19 protein-coding genes are annotated in these 19,846 nt (G+C 54.2%); 5 read left to right on the top strand and 14 right to left on the bottom strand.

All coding sequences use genetic code 11. From position 1 onward, the window contains the following. Positions 1–442: 442 nt before the first annotated feature. Positions 443–1,720, bottom strand: a complete 1,278-nt coding sequence (locus EPIR_RS16405) for a cytosine deaminase (protein ID WP_023656595.1) — start codon at positions 1,718–1,720, stop codon at positions 443–445. Positions 1,721–1,854: 134 nt separating this feature from the next. On the opposite strand from EPIR_RS16405, the gene EPIR_RS16410 reads away from it, so the two are divergent. Further along, entirely contained in the window at positions 1,855–2,310 is a 456-nt protein-coding gene (locus EPIR_RS16410) for a hypothetical protein (RefSeq protein WP_023656596.1), read from the top strand. A 66-nt stretch (positions 2,311–2,376) separates the two neighbouring features. Here the strand turns inward: EPIR_RS16410 and trpS are convergent, their stop codons facing one another. The 12 genes from trpS to pilM all read right to left on the bottom strand — a co-directional run bounded on the left by trpS (position 2,377) and on the right by pilM (position 12,278). Next, positions 2,377–3,381, bottom strand: a complete 1,005-nt coding sequence (trpS, locus tag EPIR_RS16415) for a tryptophan--tRNA ligase (RefSeq protein ID WP_023656597.1) — start codon at positions 3,379–3,381, stop codon at positions 2,377–2,379. Further along, entirely contained in the window at positions 3,374–4,075 is a 702-nt protein-coding gene (locus tag EPIR_RS16420) for a phosphoglycolate phosphatase (protein WP_023656598.1), read from the bottom strand. Before EPIR_RS16420 ends, trpS begins: the two co-directional genes overlap by 8 nt. Continuing rightward, the gene (gene rpe / locus EPIR_RS16425) at positions 4,059–4,745 is read right to left on the bottom strand and encodes a ribulose-phosphate 3-epimerase (protein ID WP_023656599.1); all 687 of its coding nucleotides are present in this window, start codon (positions 4,743–4,745) and stop codon (positions 4,059–4,061) included. The genes EPIR_RS16420 and rpe overlap by 17 nt, the downstream gene beginning before the upstream one ends. Before the next feature lie 40 nt (positions 4,746–4,785). Then, entirely contained in the window at positions 4,786–5,607 is an 822-nt protein-coding gene (dam, locus tag EPIR_RS16430; RefSeq protein WP_023656600.1) for an adenine-specific DNA-methyltransferase, read from the bottom strand. 119 nt (positions 5,608–5,726) lie between these two features. After that, positions 5,727–6,707, bottom strand: a complete 981-nt coding sequence (locus EPIR_RS16435) for an SPOR domain-containing protein (protein WP_023656601.1) — start codon at positions 6,705–6,707, stop codon at positions 5,727–5,729. A gap of 95 nt (positions 6,708–6,802) precedes the next feature. Next, a complete protein-coding gene (aroB, locus tag EPIR_RS16440) occupies positions 6,803–7,885 on the bottom strand; it encodes a 3-dehydroquinate synthase (RefSeq protein ID WP_023656602.1) in 1,083 nt (360 codons plus the stop codon). Positions 7,886–7,938: 53 nt separating this feature from the next. Next, the gene (aroK, locus tag EPIR_RS16445; protein ID WP_012442882.1) at positions 7,939–8,460 is read right to left on the bottom strand and encodes a shikimate kinase AroK; all 522 of its coding nucleotides are present in this window, start codon (positions 8,458–8,460) and stop codon (positions 7,939–7,941) included. A 390-nt stretch (positions 8,461–8,850) separates the two neighbouring features. After that, positions 8,851–10,095, bottom strand: coding sequence for a DNA uptake porin HofQ (gene hofQ, locus EPIR_RS16450; protein WP_023656603.1), 1,245 nt, complete (start codon positions 10,093–10,095; stop codon positions 8,851–8,853). Then, a complete protein-coding gene (locus EPIR_RS16455) occupies positions 10,058–10,420 on the bottom strand; it encodes a HofP DNA utilization family protein (RefSeq protein WP_023656604.1) in 363 nt (120 codons plus the stop codon). The genes hofQ and EPIR_RS16455 overlap by 38 nt, the downstream gene beginning before the upstream one ends. Beyond that, positions 10,410–10,910, bottom strand: coding sequence for a HofO family protein (locus tag EPIR_RS16460; protein ID WP_023656605.1), 501 nt, complete (start codon positions 10,908–10,910; stop codon positions 10,410–10,412). The genes EPIR_RS16455 and EPIR_RS16460 overlap by 11 nt, the downstream gene beginning before the upstream one ends. Next, positions 10,903–11,451: a PilN domain-containing protein gene (locus tag EPIR_RS16465; RefSeq protein WP_023656606.1), complete on the bottom strand. Its 549-nt coding sequence runs from the start codon at positions 11,449–11,451 to the stop codon at positions 10,903–10,905. Before EPIR_RS16465 ends, EPIR_RS16460 begins: the two co-directional genes overlap by 8 nt. Continuing rightward, positions 11,451–12,278, bottom strand: a complete 828-nt coding sequence (gene pilM, locus EPIR_RS16470; protein WP_023656607.1) for a type IV pilus biogenesis protein PilM — start codon at positions 12,276–12,278, stop codon at positions 11,451–11,453. The genes EPIR_RS16465 and pilM overlap by 1 nt, the downstream gene beginning before the upstream one ends. A gap of 115 nt (positions 12,279–12,393) precedes the next feature. On the opposite strand from pilM, the gene mrcA reads away from it, so the two are divergent. Further along, positions 12,394–14,940 (top strand): peptidoglycan glycosyltransferase/peptidoglycan DD-transpeptidase MrcA, encoded by a 2,547-nt coding sequence (gene mrcA, locus EPIR_RS16475; RefSeq protein WP_023656608.1) that lies wholly within the window; start codon positions 12,394–12,396, stop codon positions 14,938–14,940. 101 nt (positions 14,941–15,041) lie between these two features. Here mrcA and nudE read toward each other — a convergent pair whose 3' ends face one another. Continuing rightward, positions 15,042–15,608, bottom strand: coding sequence for an ADP compounds hydrolase NudE (nudE, locus tag EPIR_RS16480; RefSeq protein ID WP_023656609.1), 567 nt, complete (start codon positions 15,606–15,608; stop codon positions 15,042–15,044). 541 nt (positions 15,609–16,149) lie between these two features. On the opposite strand from nudE, the gene EPIR_RS16485 reads away from it, so the two are divergent. From EPIR_RS16485 to hslO, 3 genes are all read left to right on the top strand, one after another. Next, positions 16,150–18,288 carry an IgaA/UmoB family intracellular growth attenuator gene (locus tag EPIR_RS16485; protein ID WP_023656611.1) on the top strand — a complete coding sequence of 713 codons (2,139 nt, stop codon included), beginning with the start codon at positions 16,150–16,152 and terminating at the stop codon, positions 18,286–18,288. Positions 18,289–18,440: 152 nt separating this feature from the next. Continuing rightward, positions 18,441–18,842: a ribosome-associated heat shock protein Hsp15 gene (gene hslR / locus EPIR_RS16490; RefSeq protein ID WP_023656612.1), complete on the top strand. Its 402-nt coding sequence runs from the start codon at positions 18,441–18,443 to the stop codon at positions 18,840–18,842. A gap of 22 nt (positions 18,843–18,864) precedes the next feature. After that, entirely contained in the window at positions 18,865–19,743 is an 879-nt protein-coding gene (gene hslO, locus EPIR_RS16495) for an Hsp33 family molecular chaperone HslO (protein ID WP_023656613.1), read from the top strand. Positions 19,744–19,846 lie beyond the last annotated feature (103 nt).

Below are 19,846 nucleotides of genomic sequence, written 5' to 3' on the forward strand. Positions count from 1 at the left end.
GATCTCCTTTACTTTATGGTTGCCGAAAAAACCAGACCCTTTGAAGATGCCATCCCGTTATCCTTTACAGATCACAATAAATTCCATCAAACATGCTGCTATTTTTTTGAGAGAATTGATATATGAAGAGAATATTACTGGCCGGATTATCACGAATAATTCAGGGGATTGGTATTGGCGTATGTGGGCTATCATTAATTTATATGGGATGGTTTTTGTTTTTCTCTTACAGTGAATACAAATACTACCTTGCGGTCGTTTCAATTATTGGGCTAATACCCGGTTATTATATTTTTAAGTTCGCTGTACGAAAAATCTATGATAAAAGTCCCAGCGACTGGTGATTCCAGTCGCGATAAATTAGCCATAATATCCGCTTGCTGCACATGCGTTGAGACTGGCAAATACCAATACCGCCTTTTTATCTGCCTCACCCATCCACTCAGCGCCTGAAATCAACCGGTTCACTGCTGTCCAGATGAATCTGACAGGCCGCCGGTTGGGTTTCCGCTATCACCCGTCCATGACGAATGGAATAGCGCACCGGCACCTGACGGCGCAGAGCATCGAACCCACTTTCGGCAGGCAGGACCACCAGGTTCGCGCTGTTGCCAACCTGAATACCGTAATCGGATAGCTGTAAGGTTCTGGCGCTGTGGGTGGTGACCAGATTAATCCCGGCATCCAGCTGCTCATAGCCCATGAGCTGGCAGACGTGCAATCCCATGTGCAGCACCTGCAACATACTGGCCGTGCCGAGCGGATACCAGGGATCGAACACGTCGTCATGGCCGAAGCAGACGTTGATATCCGCCTGCAACATCTCTTTCACTCGGGTGATCCCACGGCGTTTCGGATAGCTGTCGAAACGCCCCTGCAAATGAATATTCACCAGTGGATTCGCAACAAAGTTAATGCCGGACAGCTTCAGCAGGCGAAACAGACGGGAGGTGTAGGCCCCGTTGTAGGAATGCATTGCCGTGGTATGGCTGGCAGTGACGCGCGCCCCCATCTTTTCACGATGCGCCAGCGCGGCCACGGTCTCAACAAAGCGTGACTGCTCATCGTCGATTTCATCGCAGTGTACGTCCACCATACGTTGATATTTCTGAGCCAGCGCAAAGGCTTTGTGCAGCGACTCAACGCCGTATTCGCGGGTAAACTCAAAATGAGGGATCGCCCCCACCACATCTGCCCCCAGCCGTAGCGCCTGCTCCAGCAAGGCTTCGCCGTCCTGATAAGAAAGAATGCCCTCCTGGGGGAATGCGACCAGCTGGATATCCACCCACGGAGCCATCTCTTTTTTCACCTCAAGCATGGCTTTCAGCGCGGTCAGCGTCGGGTCAGACACGTCAATATGGGTACGAACATGCTGGATACCGTTGGCAATCTGCCATTTTAACGTCTGTTTTGCGCGCTGCTTAACATCGTCATGGGTTAACAGCGCCTTGCGTTCCGCCCAACGTTCTATCCCTTCAAACAGCGTACCCGACTGGTTCCATGCAGGTTCACCGGCAGTCTGGGTGGTATCAAGATGGATGTGCGGCTCAATAAAGGGGGGAAAAGCCAGCCCGCCTTCGGCATCCAGGGCAACCCCATCGGCGCACGCAGCCGGCTGCGGCGCAATGCGCGCTATTTTTCCCTGTTGGATCTCAAGCTGCCACAGCCCTTCACGACCGGGCAGGCGAATATGATTAATCCATTTTAATTCTGGCTGCATGGAACACCCTCCGTTATAAATAAGATGGTTTGTTAATCCTGGCAGGTATCACTCAATTCAGCGCCGGGGCGTTAACAGAACGGGCGATTTCGCCTTCTTAAATGATGTCTTTCATACACCACAAGGAAGAAACGATGAAAAAACTGATGATCATTGCCAGCCTGCTGGTCAGCCAGCCGCTGCTGGCCGCTACGCCCGACTATACCCGTCTGGAGGGCACCTGGCAGGTTGACGCCGTACGGGTGAATGACAGCCCGGTACAGGCTGTGGTGGTTAACGACCCACAGTACATGGAGGCAAAAGTGACGTTCTCCGCAGATAACATCGTATGGAACACAGGCACACAGCAGCGCCCCACCGAACCGACTATCGATAACTGCCAGCAGAAGCCCAGGCTAGTGCCAATCAGGAAAAGCGAGGCCGAAAATGGCTATCAGGTAGCAAACGGGTTCAATATCCTGTGCGGTGCCAACCCCTGGGGGCCGGGAACAGGAGCGGTTATGACGCTATCGGAAAACGGCAAGATGACGTTGTACTGGTATGACGGCGCTATTCTGTCACTGAAGAAGGTAAGAGAGTCATCCCGGTAAACCTCTAAATGGCCACCGGGCTGACTCACCGTGGCGGGCCCTGTTTGGGACCCGCCCGTCAAACCACTATGGCTGGGCGACGAAACCGATAGCCTGGTAAACCTTTTTCAGCGTTTCCTGCGCCTGAGCGCGGGCTTTCTCTGCACCGTCACGCATCACCTGCTCAAGGAAAGCCTCATCGTTACGGTAACGGTGATAACGCTCCTGTAATTCGCTCAACATGCCGGACACCGCCTCGGCTACTGCGCCTTTCAGGTGGCCATACATCTGACCAGAGAACTGCTGTTCCAGCGCGGCTATCGGCGTGCCGGTCACGCCCGACAGGATATCCAGCAGGTTGGAAACGCCGGGCTTCTCTTTCGTATCGTAACGTACGACCGGTGGCTCATCACCATCGGTCATCGCACGTTTGATTTTTTTCACCACCGACTTCGGATCTTCCAACAGGCCGATAACGTTATTACGGTTATCATCGGACTTAGACATTTTTTTGGTCGGCTCCAGCAGCGACATCACGCGCGCACCGGATTTCGGAATAAACGGCTCCGGCACCTTGAAGATGTCGCCATACAGCGCGTTAAAACGTGACGCCACATCACGGCTCAGCTCCAGATGCTGTTTCTGGTCTTCACCTACCGGCACCTGGGTGGTCTGATAAAGTAGGATATCGGCTGCCATCAGCACCGGATAGTCAAACAGACCGGCGTTAATGTTCTCTTCATAACGCGCCGACTTGTCCTTGAACTGAGTCATGCGGCTCAGCTCACCGAAATAGGTGTAGCAGTTGAGGATCCAACTAAGCTGGGTATGTTCAGGTACGTGCGACTGCACAAAAATGGTGCTTTTTTGTGGGTCGATACCGCAGGCCAGATAGAGCGCCAGCGTATCCAGCGTGGCCTTGCGCAGCGCCACCGGGTCCTGACGCACGGTGATGGCATGCAGATCGACAATGCAGTAAATGCAGTGGTAATCGTCCTGCATCTGTACCCACTGACGCAGCGCACCCATATAGTTACCAATGGTCAGTTCACCTGAAGGCTGTGCGCCGCTAAATACGATGGGTTTACTCATGTTTCCGTCCTGATAATGACAGCCCGAGAGCGGGCAACAAATCGTTAAAATGATCGAGTGTAAGGTCAGGCTGGCTGGTGACGATTGACTCGCCGTAGTTATAGCCATAAGTCATGCCGATACAGGGACATCCCGCAGCCTGTGCCGCCAGAATATCATTCCGTGAATCGCCGACAAACACTAACTCGCCCGGTAACAGGCCCATCTTGCCAAGCACCAGGAATAACGGTGCCGGATGCGGCTTCTTCGCCACCACATCATCGCCACCGATAACCAGTGAAAAATAGTCAGCAATACCCAGCGATTGCAGCAGCGGTGCAACAAAAGGGGTGGGTTTGTTAGTGACCAGAGCCATAGGCACGGCGCGTTCAGCCAGTGAGGCAAGCGTCTGCTTCACCCCCGGATAGAGCTGGCTACCGCCATCCGCACTGTGCGCGTAATGTTTGTCCAGCAGCTGGCGGCCTTCACGCAATAAATCGGCCTGCGGAGCATGGCCCAGCGCCCAGCTCAGTGCGCGCTCAATAAGAATATCTGCGCCGTTACCAATCCAGGTCGACACGCGCGCAACGCCAGCGGCGGGCAGGTTGAGTTCGATTAACGCACCGTCTACGGCGCTGGTCAAGCCTGGTGCGCTGTCTGTCAGCGTACCATCAAGATCAAAAGCCAGCGCACGGCAATCAGTGAAATGCCCCATGGCGAGATTTCTCCAGTTCAGTACGCATATCATCAATGACTTTCTTGTAGTCGGGATGACCAAAAATAGCCGAACCGGCAACGAACATATCCGCACCTGCGGCTGCAATCTCACCGATATTGTCGGTCTTCACGCCGCCATCCACTTCCAGGCGAATGTCATAGCCGCTCTGGTCAATCCGTTTGCGCACCTGGCGCAGCTTGTCCAGCGTGCCGGGGATAAAGGATTGGCCGCCGAAGCCGGGGTTAACCGACATCAATAAAATGACATCCAGTTTATCCATCACATAGTCGAGGATGCTGAGCGGCGTGGCCGGGTTTAATACCAGACCTGCTTTACAGCCGTGCTCCCTAATCAGTTGCAGCGTACGGTCAACATGCTCTGAAGCTTCCGGATGAAAAGTGATGTAGCTGGCACCGGCTTTAGCAAAATCGGGCACCAGGCGGTCAACCGGCTTCACCATCAGATGGACGTCTATCGGGGCGGTCACGCCATAATCGCGCAGGGCTTTTAACACCATCGGCCCCATAGTGAGATTGGGAACGTAATGATTATCCATCACGTCGAAATGCACGACATCACCGCCTGCAGCCAGCGCCTTAGCAGTATCTTCGCCCAGGCGGGCAAAATCTGCGGAAAGAATTGATGGGGCAATTAAAAACTGTTTCATCCGTTTCTCCCTGTTGTTTATGCCTGCTGTCAGGCTTTCGTCACCGGCCAGTATACAGCGCCAGCAGTTCATTAACCTTACTACGACTATCACCGCTACGGCTGATCGAACGGCGCACTTTAATTTCTTGCAGCTTCGTCGCCCCCTGATACCACTGACGGGTCAGCGGCGTATCGTGGTTAGAGATCAGCACGGTGATATGATTTTCCTGTGCCAGTCGCACGGCCAGCTCGGCAAGATGCTGTTGCTCGCCCATGCTGAAGCTGTTGGTGTGATAAGCGGTAAAGTTAGCTGTCGCAGACAGCGGCGCGTAAGGGGGATCGCAATACACCACTGACCCCTGCCGCGCTTTACCTAGCGTAACATCGTAAGATTCACAGACAAAGGTCGCATGTTGTGCGCGCTCAGCAAACCAGTACAGCTCTGCTTGCGGGAAGTAAGGTTTACGGTAGCGGCCAAAGGGGACGTTAAACTCTCCGCTCAGGTTATAACGACACAAGCCGTTATAACAGTGGCGATTAAGGTACAAAAACAGCAATGCGCGGCGATAGGCGTCGCGGCACTGGTTAAACTCTTTCCGGTAGACGTAGTAGACGTCGGCATCGTTGCTGTCCGGGGTGAAGAGTGAGCACGCGTCGAGGACAAACTCGTCGGTACGTTCTTTGACGATATTGTAGAGATTAATCAGGTCGCTGTTGATGTCAGCCAGAATGTAACGTGGATATTGCGTATTAAGGAATACCGATCCGGCACCGACAAACGGTTCGATCAGGCAGTCTCCTTCCGGAAGATGGCTTTTAATATCATCAAGTAACGGATATTTACCACCAGCCCATTTCAAAAAAGCGCGATTTTTTTTCATGCCGTCGTTAATTACTTACTCATAAGGCTGTGGCTACACCGACAGCATATCTGCGCTTTAAATGCTGCATGCCACAGGCACACACACTTCAGGAAATGCCGGGTTGCCCCGGCAGAATGTTATTTACTCGCTTCGTTTTTGACCTGGCTAAGCGGTTTTACCCACGGCTTCTGGGCACGTACCTCTGACGGTAGTGTCGCAACAGCTCTTTTAGCGTCAGCGGAGGTCGCATAAGAACCACTTACCAGCACATACCACGGCTGGCCATTACGCGTGGTCTTATAAACGTGGAAACTGCCCAGATTTTGCTTTTTGGCCCACGCGTTTAGTGAATCAGCTCGAGATGCGCTGCTTAGCTGAAGCGTAAAATTACCATCCGGTATGCTGCTGCTATGAGTGGCTGGTGCTGCTTTTTTGCCAGAGGAGACGCTTTTTACTGGCGGCGCAGCAGGCTTGCTTTCTTTCACCGTCAGTTTATTCGCCGCAGAATGATGCACTGCGGCTGGTTTCTGCTGAGATGACGGCGCAGCGTGTGGGGTTGGTGCGCTAGCGGTAGCCGAACGAGGCTTTTCGGCACCTGCCGCAACGGTTGCCGCTGTCGTTGGCAGCGAAGTGTTATTGTCCTGTACCGCTGCATCCACCTGACCCTGTTGGGCGCTCAAGGCGTTATTCAGGTCGCCCTGCAATTCGACACGCTGTTGCCCGGAAGGAGTCTGTACTGGCTGAGCCTGAGTGGGCCTGGAAGAGATCGGTGGAGGGGTCGCATCCTGCGTTGAACCTGCCGGACTGTTTTCAGCGGATACCGGCTGACCGGACTGCCCACTCATTGATGAGCTACCGGAAAGGTCAATATTTTTCTCACCGCCACTCCCCGCCGGAGCTTGCACCTGTTGTGCGCCCTGACTGCGGCCTTTATCCGGTGATTTTAGCGCCGATCCAATACCCAGCATTAACAACAGCAGCACCAAAATACCAATACCCATCATCATATGTTGACGGGAGACCGGCAATTTTGGGGTATCAGACGCTTTACGTGACCGCGTCGGGCGGCGGTCACTGGTGTCAGGTTTCAACTCGTCTTCCGGCTTAAACTCGTCCATTTGACCTCCTCCCATAGAGCGGCAATGCCGCCACAGTCCTGTGAACGGCGCATATTTCAGTCATAGCCAGGATGTCTGGCTCAGGTAGGTTAAGGCTACTGGCAATCCCGAATGGATGCCAGAACGATATCATGCGCAACGCCTCTGCGCAGTTCAGCTCTGCCGATTGCCTGCGGAAGCACCAGCCGCAACTCACCAGCCAGTACCTTTTTATCGCGCATCATATGCGGCAAATAATCTTTCGCCGCCATGCTTTCCGGCCCCTTTACAGGTAAACCGGCACGCTGCAATAGAGAGATAATACGGTCGGTATCTTGAGGACTGAACTGCCCGAGACGTTCGGCGGTTCTCGCTGCCATCACCATACCCGCTGCTACCGCTTCGCCATGCAACCAGTTGCCATAGCCCATATGCGCTTCAATCGCATGACCATAAGTATGGCCAAGATTCAGCAATGCGCGCAGTCCATGTTCGTGCTCATCGGCCGCCACCACTTCAGCTTTCAATTCACAGCAGCGTTTAATGCACCAGGACATCGCCGCACCGTCAAGAGCCAGTAGCGCATCGAGATTCTGTTCCAGCCAGTTAAAAAACTCACCGTCGAGAATAATGCCGTACTTAATCACTTCCGCCAGCCCGGAGGACAGCTCGCGCGCCGGCAGGGTCTTCAGGCAATCAAGATCGACCACGACCGCAGCAGGCTGATAGAAAGCACCGATCATATTCTTGCCCAACGGATGATTAACCGCCGTTTTACCACCAACACTTGAGTCCACCTGCGACAGCAGTGTCGTTGGCACCTGGATAAAGCGCACGCCTCGCTGATAGCTGGCAGCAGCAAAGCCGGTTAAATCACCAATGACGCCGCCACCCAGCGCAATGAGGGTGGTATCACGGCCGTGCGGCTTAGCTAACAGTGCCGTAAACACCTGGTCCATGACCGCCAGGGTTTTATATTGCTCACCGTCCGGAAGGATAACCTGATCGACGGCGATGCCCGCGCCCTCAAGCCGGGCACGTAATGTATCAAGATAAAGAGGAGCCAGCGTCTGGTTGGTTACCAGCATAGCCTGTTCGCCCGCTTTAAGCGGCCAAAAAGAAGTCGGATCTGAGAACAACCCGGCGGCGATGGTAATGGGGTAACTGCGTTCCCCAAGAGTTACGGTAATCCGCTCCATGACGCTGTTTCACCTTTTCTGCTGCGCCCACGGATGGGCGACCGGAGTTTTAATCAGCTCTTTTCCAACATATTGATAATCTGATTAGCCACTACCTTCGCACTTTGATCGTCAGTGCGAATGGTGACATCAGCAATCTCGTCATACAGAGGATTGCGTTCATCAGCTAAAGCTTCCAGTACTTCACGTGGTGGAGATTCCACCTGCAACAGCGGGCGCTTTTTGTCGCGCTGAGTGCGCGCCAGCTGTTTTTCGATAGTCGTTTCAAGATAGACAACTACGCCACGAGCGGAGAGACGATTGCGTGTTTCACGCGACTTGACGGAACCGCCACCTGTCGCCAGCACAATGCCCTGCTTTTCAGTGAGTTCATTGATGATTTTTTCTTCGCGATCGCGGAAACCTTCTTCGCCTTCGACGTCAAAAACCCAGCCCACATCCGCTCCGGTACGTCGCTCAATTTCTTGATCGGAATCGAAAAATTCCATATTGAGTTGTTGAGCTAACTGACGCCCAATAGTGCTTTTGCCGGCACCCATAGGCCCAACCAGAAAGATATTGCGTTTCTCTGCCATTTTTTCGGTATTACTAAGACAATTCGTTAATGATACCCCGCCTTAAAGCAGACAGGACATGAACTGAAACCTCATGAGCGATAGTGCGAGAATCAGACTGGAAATTATCTCAACACTGAAGGTGTTTTGGCAACCGATTAAATTACCTTGCCCATTGCGCACGATGTTTTGGCGCGTTTCAGTCCGCTTCATTTATCAGCCGGATGTGGTTGCATCGGCTACGCCGGTTGCGCACGATAAAAAACGGTTAAATAGCATTTGCTGCTGTGGGCACCTGGCCCGTTATTCAAAATCGCTAAACCTTGTAAGCTAATTCCGCCCTTGCGTCAAACGCAACCGTGACCAATTCGGGAAAAAACTGCAGGATTTAGCGTTTGCCGCCAAATTTTATCAATCACTGCGGATCAGGCGCGGCGTGATGAAGATCACCAGTTCACGCCTTTTTTGCTGGCGAACATCATGGCGAAACAGCGCACCCAATAACGGGATATCCCCCAGCCAGGGGACTTTTGTGCTGCCTGTTTCACTCTGCTGCTGGAATATCCCACCCAACGCCAGCGTCTGACCATCCTTCAAGATCACCTGCGTATTAATCTCCTGCTTATCAATAGTCAGTACCTCATTTTCTCCACTCCGCATATTACGTCCTGGGACATTCTGAGAAATGTGCAGTTTCAGTAGGATCCGTCCGTTGGCCTGCACCACGGGGGTCACTTCCATTCCCAGCATCGCTTCTTTGAACTCCATCGTGGTAGAACCGCTATTGCCGGTTGATACTTCGTACGGGATTTCAGTGCCTTGCTTAATACTGGCCGTTTGTTGATGTGACGTGAAAAGCCGTGGGCTGGCGATGATATCGGCCTGGTGTTCACTCTCTAAAGCGCTCAATTCCAGGTCTAACAGGCGACCGTCCAGTTTTGCCAGGGTAAACCCGGCAACCCCTGCGGGTCGCCCCGCAGCGAGATCCACACGCAGCTGGCTGGCACGCAGCGCATCGGCCACCTGCGCTTCGCTACTCAACCCCCAGGTCACTCCCATCTCACGAAGGCTCTCTTCACTGATAGTGACAATTTGTGCCGCCAGCTCAATTTGCTCCAACGGCACGTCCAGCTGGCGTACCCAGCGTTCAGTTTGCGCCAGCGCTTTCTCGGTATCGCGGAGCAAAAGGCTGTTGGTACGGCTGTCCAGAGTGATACTGCCGCGCGCCGACATTAATTTTGCACGTTCACTTTGCAAGCTGGTATTTACCGCTGCTGCATCTGCATGTACCAATGTCAGGCTCCGACTCAACAGCGGCAGCATTTGTTCCTGCGCTTCAAGCCGGGCTGCTACTTTTCGCAGATCCTCCTGTTGCCAGCCTTCGGGAAATACCAATAAAACATTCCCCTGCTGTTCCATACCGAGCTTGCCAAGTTTGACAACCAGTTGCAGGGCCTGCCGCCAGGGAACATCTTTTAGCCGCAGTGAAAGCGTGCCTTCAACGCCGGGAGCCACCATCAGATTAAGCTGCTGGTAGTCTGCCAGCGCCTGTAACACCTGGGCCACGGGGGCATCATCAAACGCCAGGGTTAGCGGGGCCTGCGCTGCTGACAAGGGATTAATTAACACCATCCACAGACAAATCATCCTGAGCATTGTATCGTCCTTTTAGCGCCAACCGCAGCGGCGGCCGGCAATCCTTAAATGGGATAAGCGTGGCGCTGCGCGCATCAATACGGGCTATCCGCCATATTGTTCCGGGCAATAGAGAGTCGGTCTTGAGCCGTAACGCAGCCCCCCCGGAGTCAGTGAGCCAGGCATCATAATTTCCCGAGCGGCCGATCACGCCCAGGATGCGCCAGCCGCTATCCGTACGGGTGAGAGGCTGACAGTGGCCGGCTGGCGCGGGGAAAAAAGGGTCGCGCGCACGACTGTGCAACATCATCAGCGTGAGTAGCGCACAGGCGAATTTAGCTTTCATCAATCAGCTCCATCACAAGACGTAGCTGCGCCTCTTCCCGATTAAGGCTGAACATGGGAAAAGCGGGCACCGGCTGCAACGCAGAGAGATAGTTCAGCAGCCTGGCAAACAGAGGCCATTGCAGGGTGACAGCCAGCTCCCCCCCCTGTTCGGTCGGGCGCCAGTGCACTAATTCTGCGCCGCTGGTACTTAGCAGCTCAGGCAAAGTGAACTTCATCGCTGCCGCTGGCAACAACAACTGTTGTAAACAGACCACCTCCCGCTGCGAAACGGTCAGCGACGGTAATCCTGCCAGCGATCGTAGCTGCTGCTGATACTCCAGGATGTGCTGGTGCAGCTGCTGTTCCTGCTGCTGCTGCTGGCGCTGTGCCGGATATAGCCAGCAGTACCACAAGAGTAGCGTCAGCAGCAGAGTCACCCCGCAGAAGCTGGTCAGACGGAACCACCCCGTCTCCAGCTGCAGCCAAACCAACAGCCAGCGATTATTCATCGCCCGTGACGCCAGGTACGCCTAACAGGGCTTGCAGTGTGAATGTCATTTCACCGCCCTTGACGCGCTCAATCTGCCCCAGCGTGGCCCCCCTGAACAGCGGGTTGGCACTTAGCCCATCGCGTAGCTGGTGTAACGCGCTGATACTGTGAGCGGCTCCTTGCAATTCCATGCTAAGAGGGGTTTTACGCAAGGTGTACAGCCACACGTCTGGTGGAAAATTACGTCCCAGGGTTCGGGCAAAGCTAAGCCACAGATCCCATTGCCGTTGACGGGACTGCTGCTTTTCCCGCTGCCGTTGCAAGCGGGTGGATTGCTGGAGAGCGTCCTGCATCTGTCCGCCCAGAGTGACAGCGCTTTTTAATGCCGTGTTCCACAGCGTCAATGTCATGGCATTCTGCTGATTAAGCCATCGCTGCCACTGGCCATGGCAAAGTCCGACCATCAGTATGAGCACCATACCACCCATCACCAGTCGCCAGACACACCAGCGTTTTTGCAGCTCTGCACGCCGCCAGGGCAGCAAATTGACCCACACCATCAGCAGTCCTCCGGACGCAGCGCCAACCCGGTCGCCAGTGCAAAAGCCCCATCACAGGCCGGTAAAGGTGGCTGATAGCAGCATAAAACGCTCAACGGGGCTAGCGCACGCGTTCCCGCTGGCGGAGCTTCCGTCAGCGCTGAGCTGTACCAAATGGTGCTGCTATGACTCAAAAACCGCTGTTGCAGCTGGGTGAAACTCTTTGCTTCAGCAAACGAGCACCAGCCCCAGGACGGGTCGTTTTGCTGCGGCGCATACCATAGCCAGTGATCGCTTAGCCGATGTACCAGGGCGGCAGAGGGATCCAGCGCCAGTGACCGGGCCAGCGCGTACAATGCTGCCGGGGTTAACTCCAGCACGTCCGGCGTGAGTGACACCTGCTTCAGGCAGCCCAGCCAGCTATTCAAGGCTTCCTGACGAGCAGCCGTCAGGTAAAGTGAGCCTTCTGCATCACCGCTTTTGCGGTAGTCTAAGGCCAGTTCTTCGGGCGCGATGGGGAAAAATCGGCGAGCGGCGGCTACAATATAACGACCACGATCCGGTTCACGTAGCGATGCTGGCGGCGAGGCCAGCTGTCGCTGCATCACCAGCTGTGGCGGGAAGCCAACCCGCAATGAGATGCGGCTGGGTAATTGCTTACGCCAGCGTTGCAGTAATGGCACGATGGCGTCCGGACGTTGCACCAGGCCATTTCTTAACGTATCTTGCGGCAACGTATGCTGCCACCAGTGACGCAGCTGCCAGCCGTTGCGATGGCGCTGGATGCCTAGTGCGCAAAGCTGCCCGTTTTGAATATCCAGCCCGACTTGCCATGTCTTAAAAGCCATTGACGCGATCTCCTTACCGTCAGTTAAAAGGACATATTCAAGGTACTGGCTTGCCTTTATACTACCGCGCGATTGTTTATAAACCGCTCAATCGACTTTAAATGGGAAATATCAGGTGAAGTTCGTAAAGTATTTATTGATCCTTGCAGTGTGTTGCATCTTGCTGGGAGCCGCCTCGATCTATGGTCTGTACAAATATATAGAGCCGCAGCTCCCTGATGTCGCTACGCTGAAAGATGTGCGTTTGCAAACGCCGATGCAGGTCTACAGTGCCGATAATGAGCTTATCGCACAGTACGGTGAGAAACGCCGTATCCCCCTGACGCTGCAAGATATCTCGCCCCTGATGGTGAAAGCGTTTATCGCCACGGAAGATAGCCGTTTCTACGAGCACCACGGCGTCGATCCGATCGGTATTTTCCGTGCCGCCAGCATTGCACTGACATCCGGACATGCCTCACAGGGTGCCAGTACCATTACCCAACAGCTGGCACGTAACTTTTTCCTGAGTCCTGAACGCACGCTGATGCGTAAGATTAAGGAGGCTTTTCTCGCCATCCGTATTGAGCAGACGATGAGCAAGGATGAGATCCTTGAACTGTATCTGAACAAGATCTACCTCGGCTACCGCGCTTACGGCGTGGGGGCAGCGGCCCAGGTTTACTTCGGCAAGAATGTTGACCAGCTGTCGCTCAGCGAAATCGCGATGATCGCAGGCCTACCAAAAGCGCCTTCGACCTTCAACCCCCTCTATTCGCATGACCGTGCGGTAGCGCGCCGTAACACGGTGCTGGCACGTATGCTTGACCAGCAATACATCACCCAGGAGCAGTACAATGAAGCCCGCATGACGCCGCTGGTCGCCAACTATCATGCGCCTGAAATTGCCTTCTCAGCGCCCTGGCTGACCGAGATGGTGCGCCAGGAGATGATCAAGCGCTATGGTGAAAATGCCTATACCGATGGCTACAAGGTTTACACCACCATCTCGCGCAAGCTACAACTGGCGGCACAGGCGGCGGTGCAGGACAATGTGATTGCCTATGATATGCGTCACGGCTATCGCGGGCCGGCCAGCCTGCTGTGGAAACCCGGCGAGCGGGCCTGGAATGATGCGGAGATCGCGAAGAAGCTGAAAACGCTGCCGGTTTACGGCCCGCTGTTCCCGGCGGTGATCACCGCCAGCGGTAACGATGAAGCCAGCGCGATGATGCGCAACGGCAGCAACGTGGCGTTAAATCTTGCCAGCGTGCGCTGGGCACGTCCGTACAAGTCGGATACTTTGCAGGGCGCTACGCCGCGTTCTGTCAGTCAGGTATTGCAGCCGGGCCAGCAGATTTGGCTGCGCCAGGTCGACAATGGCTGGCAGCTGGCACAGGTGCCAGACGTCAACTCCTCGCTGGTCTCGCTCGATCCGCATAACGGATCGGTTCGCGCACTGGTGGGCGGCTTTGACTTCAACCTGAGCAAATTTAACCGTGCAACCCAGTCGTTGCGCCAGGTCGGCTCGAATATCAAGCCGTTCCTGTATACCGCCGCGATGGATCGTGGCCTGACGCTCGCCTCAATTCTCAACGATGTGCCGATTTCGCGGTGGGATGCCGGAGCCGGTGCAGACTGGCGGCCAAAAAACTCTCCGAACACCTATTCAGGCCCTATTCGCCTGCGTCAGGGCTTGGGTGAGTCGAAAAACGTCGTGATGGTGCGCGCAATGCGGGCGATGGGCGTTGACTACGCCGCCGAATATTTGCAGCGCTTTGGCTTCCCCGCACAGAATATTGTGCATACTGAATCACTGGCGCTGGGATCGGCTTCCTTTACGCCGTTACAGATGGTGCGCGGCTACTCGGTGATGGCAAACGGCGGTTTCCTGGTCGACCCTTGGTTTATATCCCGCATCGAAGATGAGATGGGCAATAAGCTGTTTGAGGCCCAGCCGAAAGTGGCCTGCCCGGAGTGCAATTTGCCGGTGATCTACGGAGATACCCAAAAGGCGGTGGCGTTAAGTGAAGACAGCGTTGAAAACGTGGCGGTCTCACAAGAAGGCAACAACGTTGCCACACCACAGCCCCAGCTGGAGCAAGTTCCGCAGCAGCAGAACGGCGAGCAACAGTATGCGCCACACGTGATCAATACACCGCTGTCGTTCCTGATCAAAAGCGCGTTGAATTCGAATATCTTTGGTGAACCTGGCTGGATGGGAACCGGCTGGCGTGCCGGGCGTGACCTGAAGCGGAATGACATCGGAGGTAAAACCGGTACCACCAATAGCTCGAAAGATGCCTGGTTCTCCGGTTACGGGCCGGGAGTGGTGACGTCAGTGTGGATCGGCTTTGACGACCATCGCCGTGACCTGGGGCGTACTACGGCATCTGGTGCAATCAAAGATCAGATTTCTGGCTACGAAGGAGGAGCGAAAAGCGCTCAGCCTGCCTGGGATGATTATATGAAGTCCGCATTGGACGGCGTACCACCTCAGCCGCTCACGCCGCCAGAAGGCGTGGTAACGGTCAAAATCGATCGTAACACTGGCAAACTGGCTAACGGCGGCGGCAACACGCGCGACGAGTACTTTATCAACGGCACCCAGCCGACCGAGTATTCCGTGCATGATGTCGGCACCACGCTGATAGACAATGGCGAAAGCCACGAACTGTTTTAATCACGTAAAAATAGACGGCCCCGGCGATCGCGCAGGGGCCGTCTATCATTCTGAAGCTAACAGGTAACAGCAGATCGCCATCGTCTTATCTGGCAGATGGCTCAGTAGCTCAAACGCCCCTGTCTGACCAGCCATTCACGCACCAGAAACAGAGCGCTGACGTTACGCGCCTCGCGAAAATCGGGTTCTTCCAGCAGCGCCAGCAGATTATTCAGTGGCCAACGTAGCTGCGGCAGTGGCTCCGGCTCATCTCCTTCCAGCTGCTCCGGGTACAAATCTTCCGCCACCACAATATTCATTTGGCTGGAGAAATAAGAGGGTACCGTGGTAAGTTTACCCAGCGTTTGCAGCTGATGTGCGCCAAAACCGACCTCCTCTTTCAACTCGCGATTTGCCGCAACAAACGGTGTCTCGCCAGGATCGATCAGGCCTTTTGGAAAGCCCAGCTCGTAACTTTCCAGCCCGACGGCATACTCCTGAATCAGGATCAGGTGGTTGTCTATAATCGGGACAATCATCACTGCCTCACGACCTGAAGGGCGCATGCGCTCATAGACGCGACGCGCACCGTTACTGAATTCCAGGTCGACCGCTTCGACGGTAAACAGTTTTGATCGCGCCACGGTCTCCACGTTGAGGATGTCAGGTTTCTTTAGTTGTCTGGTCATCATAGCCCCAGCTGAAAGCCGAAAAGTGAATGTCATTCCCCATCATCACCGGGGATAACCGTATCAGGTCGCGTCACGCAACGGTCGCAAAAGCAAAGTGTCGATTTTGAAGCGAACTGCGGGCTATTATGCACTTTCGTCAAACCTGAAAAATAGAGGAAACCGCATTTCCGGGCGAACCCCGCAGCACGGCAAACACCGCGTCTGTTTCCATTTTGCGATAGCCTGCACACAAATCCCATCATCGCACAAATCATTTGGGTCATTTATAACAAATCGTTGTTAACATGAAGGAAAAATTTTGAAAAATGTCAACAAGCCGGTTTATAAATAGGAATAGGACGATATTTTGCAATATAAATGTTTGATAGCCTATACTCCGGCCATGTTATTGAACTATCCTAATTTTATGATTTCTAGTGCTATTTTCAATACACAGTTGATTACCAACGCTATTGAAGCTCGCCACGTCTGGTTTAAATATGACCATAGTCTTATGCGAGAACTATGACAGGAGCATCGTGGCAGGAATGAGGGAAGCATGAGCACAATAGTCATCATATTGGCTGTAATGCTGGCCTGTCTGATAACGGCAGGTTGTTTCTTTTGGTACGCTATGCGGCATCGTCCGCCATTGGCGAAACCACTGCCATTTATCACCCCCCCCCACCGTAAACTGAGCGCGGAAGAGCGCACGGCGATTGAGCACTACGTCAAACAACAGGCGATTCACAGCCACGCCATGCCACTTAGTGGTGCCAGCAGAGCGATTGCGCCGCTGGTACTCACCGCTCAAAGCAAGAATGTTTATCCTGTCACCCGCGCCATTACCCGTTATGGGCTCTCCACGGATGAGCCTTACAAATGGCGCTATTACCTTGATACGGTGGAAGTCCATCTCCCTCCTCTTTGGGAGCAGTACATTGCGGAAGAAAATTACGTTGAGCTGATCAAAACGCAAACCATTCCCTTGGTGATTTCTTTGAACGGGCACTCGCTCACTCAATATCGAATGGAATCTCCAGCTCTGGCATCCTTGTCGCCGGCTCCCAGTCAGAATGCCTCTATCCGCAAGGAAGAAGGGGACAATGTTGAACTGCTCAGCATACGCAAAGAGACCGTTGAAGAGTATGCGCTCAGTCGCCCAGACGGTACTCGCGAAGCGTTTATCATTGGCATCGGGCTATTAGTGCTGTTTATCAGCCTGATTGCTCCGCTGGTTGCTATGCCCTGGCTGACGCTGGTAGGTCTGACGACTATCGGGGTCAGTAGCTGGCTGCTCTACCTGCACCCGAAAGAAAATCATTTTCGAGAAATACACTGCTTGCGGGGTGCGCCAAAGCGCTGGGGATTGTTTGGTGAATCAAATCAAAGCCAGGTCAGTAATATTTCGCTCGGTATTCTCGACCTGCATTACCCGCCCCACTGGCAGAATTACATCGATCGCGATCTTGGTAAAACCACCGAAATCGATATTGATCTTAACCATCAGGTGGTGCGCCAGGGGCGATTCCTGTCGCTGCATGACGAGGTGCGTAATTTCCCCATCCAGCGCTGGCGCAAAAATGTGGTGCTGGCCGCCGCCTCACTGCTGGTACTGGTGCTGCTGATGAGCTGGATCCCGCTCTGCATGCCGCTTAAATTGAGCCTGGCCTGGGTCAAAGGTGCTAAAAGTCTGGAAGTGACACAGGTTAGTCAATTATCCAACGCCTCGCCGCAGGTGGGCGACAGCCTGACCGTGACCGGCACCGGTATGTGTTCCATTCCGGTTAACTACCAAAACAACCGTAGTTACGCCTTTATGCCATTTGATTGCTCGGCCCTCTACTGGAACGAAGCCGAACCGCTGCCACTGCCGCAATCGGATGTTATTGATAAGGCCAGCGCATTGCTGGATACCACCAGACTACAGCTACATCCCTTGAACAATACCGATCCGAAACTGAACCCATATCTGGCAACCGCTATCCAGAAATCGGGCATGACCCTACTGGATGATTTCTCCGATATCGTGCTACGCACCCAGCACTTATGCAGCCAGGATCAGGATTGCATACGGCTAAAGAATGCGCTGGTGAACCTCAGCAATGCGAAAGACTGGCAAACTCTGGTGCGTAACGCGAATTCCGGCGAGCTCAATGGCATGAACGTATTACTGCGTCCGGTCAGCTCGGAGGCGCTGGAAAATCTGGTCAATACGGCGACCTCATCCTTCTTCTATCGTGAAACACGCCGGGCAGCGGAGGCGCTTAACAGCCCACCTCCAGGCGGTTTCCTGATTATCAACGACGAAGGTCGGCCTTTGGTGAAGTACTCGCCTCCGGCAACGTCACTGTTCGATCTGGACGCGCCGGAGCAATGGCCTGAACTGCGGCGGCTGGCAGGCATGTTGCTGCAAACGCCGTTTAGTGCCAGTGGCATAATTACCAGCATCAGCACCGATGCCAACGGCACTCGCCATATAGCCCTGCACGGCGCGCCGGGTAAGATGACGTTATGGCGCTACCTGGGCAGCAGCCTGCTGCTGCTGGCGCTCTGTCTGACCCTGGCGGTGAATAGCTGGCTGGCGCTGCGCCGTATTCACCGCAATCGCATACGCCTGATGGAAATCCACCAGTACTACGAAAAATGTCTCAACCAGACCTTAGGCGATATCAAGCCCGTACGACCACGGTTCTGAGCCAGCCGTATCTGTGCTATTTTTAAAATGGGCAATCGTGCTCACCTACCCGAAATAACCTGAAGACCTGGCGCGTGAGTTATCCACCGCCGGGTGCCTTGATTTATCGCGCATCACCCATACATAGGGATATTCCCAAAGGAATCGATACGATGAGAGATAAACCCAGCGCAGGGGTGCGGCTCGATAAATGGCTTTGGGCCGCACGCTTCTATAAAACTCGCGCCGCTGCGCGTCAAATGATTGAAGGCGGCAAGGTTCATTATAACGGCCAACGCAGCAAACCCAGTAAGCTGGTCGAAGTTGATGCCCGCTTAACGCTGCGCCAGGGCAACGACGAACGTACCGTGGTGGTTGCAGCCATCAGCGATAAACGTGGCTCTGCGCCAGAAGCCCAGCTTTTATACAGCGAGACGGCAGAAAGTATTGAGAAGCGGGAAAAGGTGGCTCTGGCGCGAAAAATGAACGCGCTTAGCATGCCCCATCCTGACCGACGCCCGGACAAAAAAGAGCGTCGTGACCTGATGAAGTTTAAACATTCTGGCGACGAATAACGCCATATCAGAGAGAAATTATATGTCCCAGCAAGACCAGATGCACCGTTACCTGTTTGAAAACCACGCCGTACGTGGCGAACTGGTCACCGTCTCCCAGACATGGAATGAGATCGTTCAGGGCCACGATTACCCACAGCCGGTGCAGCAGATCCTCGGTGAACTGCTGGTCGCCACCAGTCTGTTGACCGCCACCCTGAAATTTGATGGTGACATTACGGTGCAACTACAGGGGGATGGCCCTCTGAATATGGCGGTGATTAACGGCAACAATCGGCAGGAAATGCGCGGCGTGGCTCGGATGCAGGGTGAAATCGCCGAGGGCAGCAGCCTCAAAGAGATGGTCGGCAATGGCTATCTGGTGATCACGATTTCACCTGAAGTCGGTGAACGTTATCAGGGCGTGGTGGGTCTTGAAGGCGATACGCTGGCGGCCTGTCTGGAAGATTACTTTATGCGTTCTGAACAGCTACCGACTCGCCTGTTTATCCGTTCCGGCGAAAGCGAAAAAGGATTAGGCGCGGGCGGTATCCTGCTACAGGTACTGCCTGCTCAGGACGCCAGCCTGGATGATTTTAATCATCTGGCGACGTTAACCGAAACAATTAAAACCGAAGAGCTGCTCGGCCTGCCAGCCCATGATGTTCTGTGGCGACTCTACCACCAGGAAGAAGTGACGCTGTTCGACCCGCAGGCGGTTAGCTTCAAATGTAGCTGTTCACGTCAGCGCTGTGGTGACGTGCTGCGCACGCTGCCACCAGAAGAGGTGGATCAGATGTTGCAGGAAGATGGCCATATCGACATGCACTGCGACTACTGCGGCAATAATTATGTGTATGATGCGGTCGATATTGCCGCTCTGCGCAGTGATTCTGCGGCGAACGACCAGCAGGTCCATTAAACGTCAGGGCTGGATATCCTCCGGCCCGTTTATATCGATTTCCGCCCCCTGTTCCACTTGATTTTTAATACAAAAAAACGCCGCGATATACCGCCAGCACCGA

Origin of the sequence: Erwinia piriflorinigrans CFBP 5888, from assembly GCF_001050515.1 — a bacterium.
GTDB classification, from domain to species: Bacteria; Pseudomonadota; Gammaproteobacteria; order Enterobacterales; family Enterobacteriaceae; genus Erwinia; species Erwinia piriflorinigrans.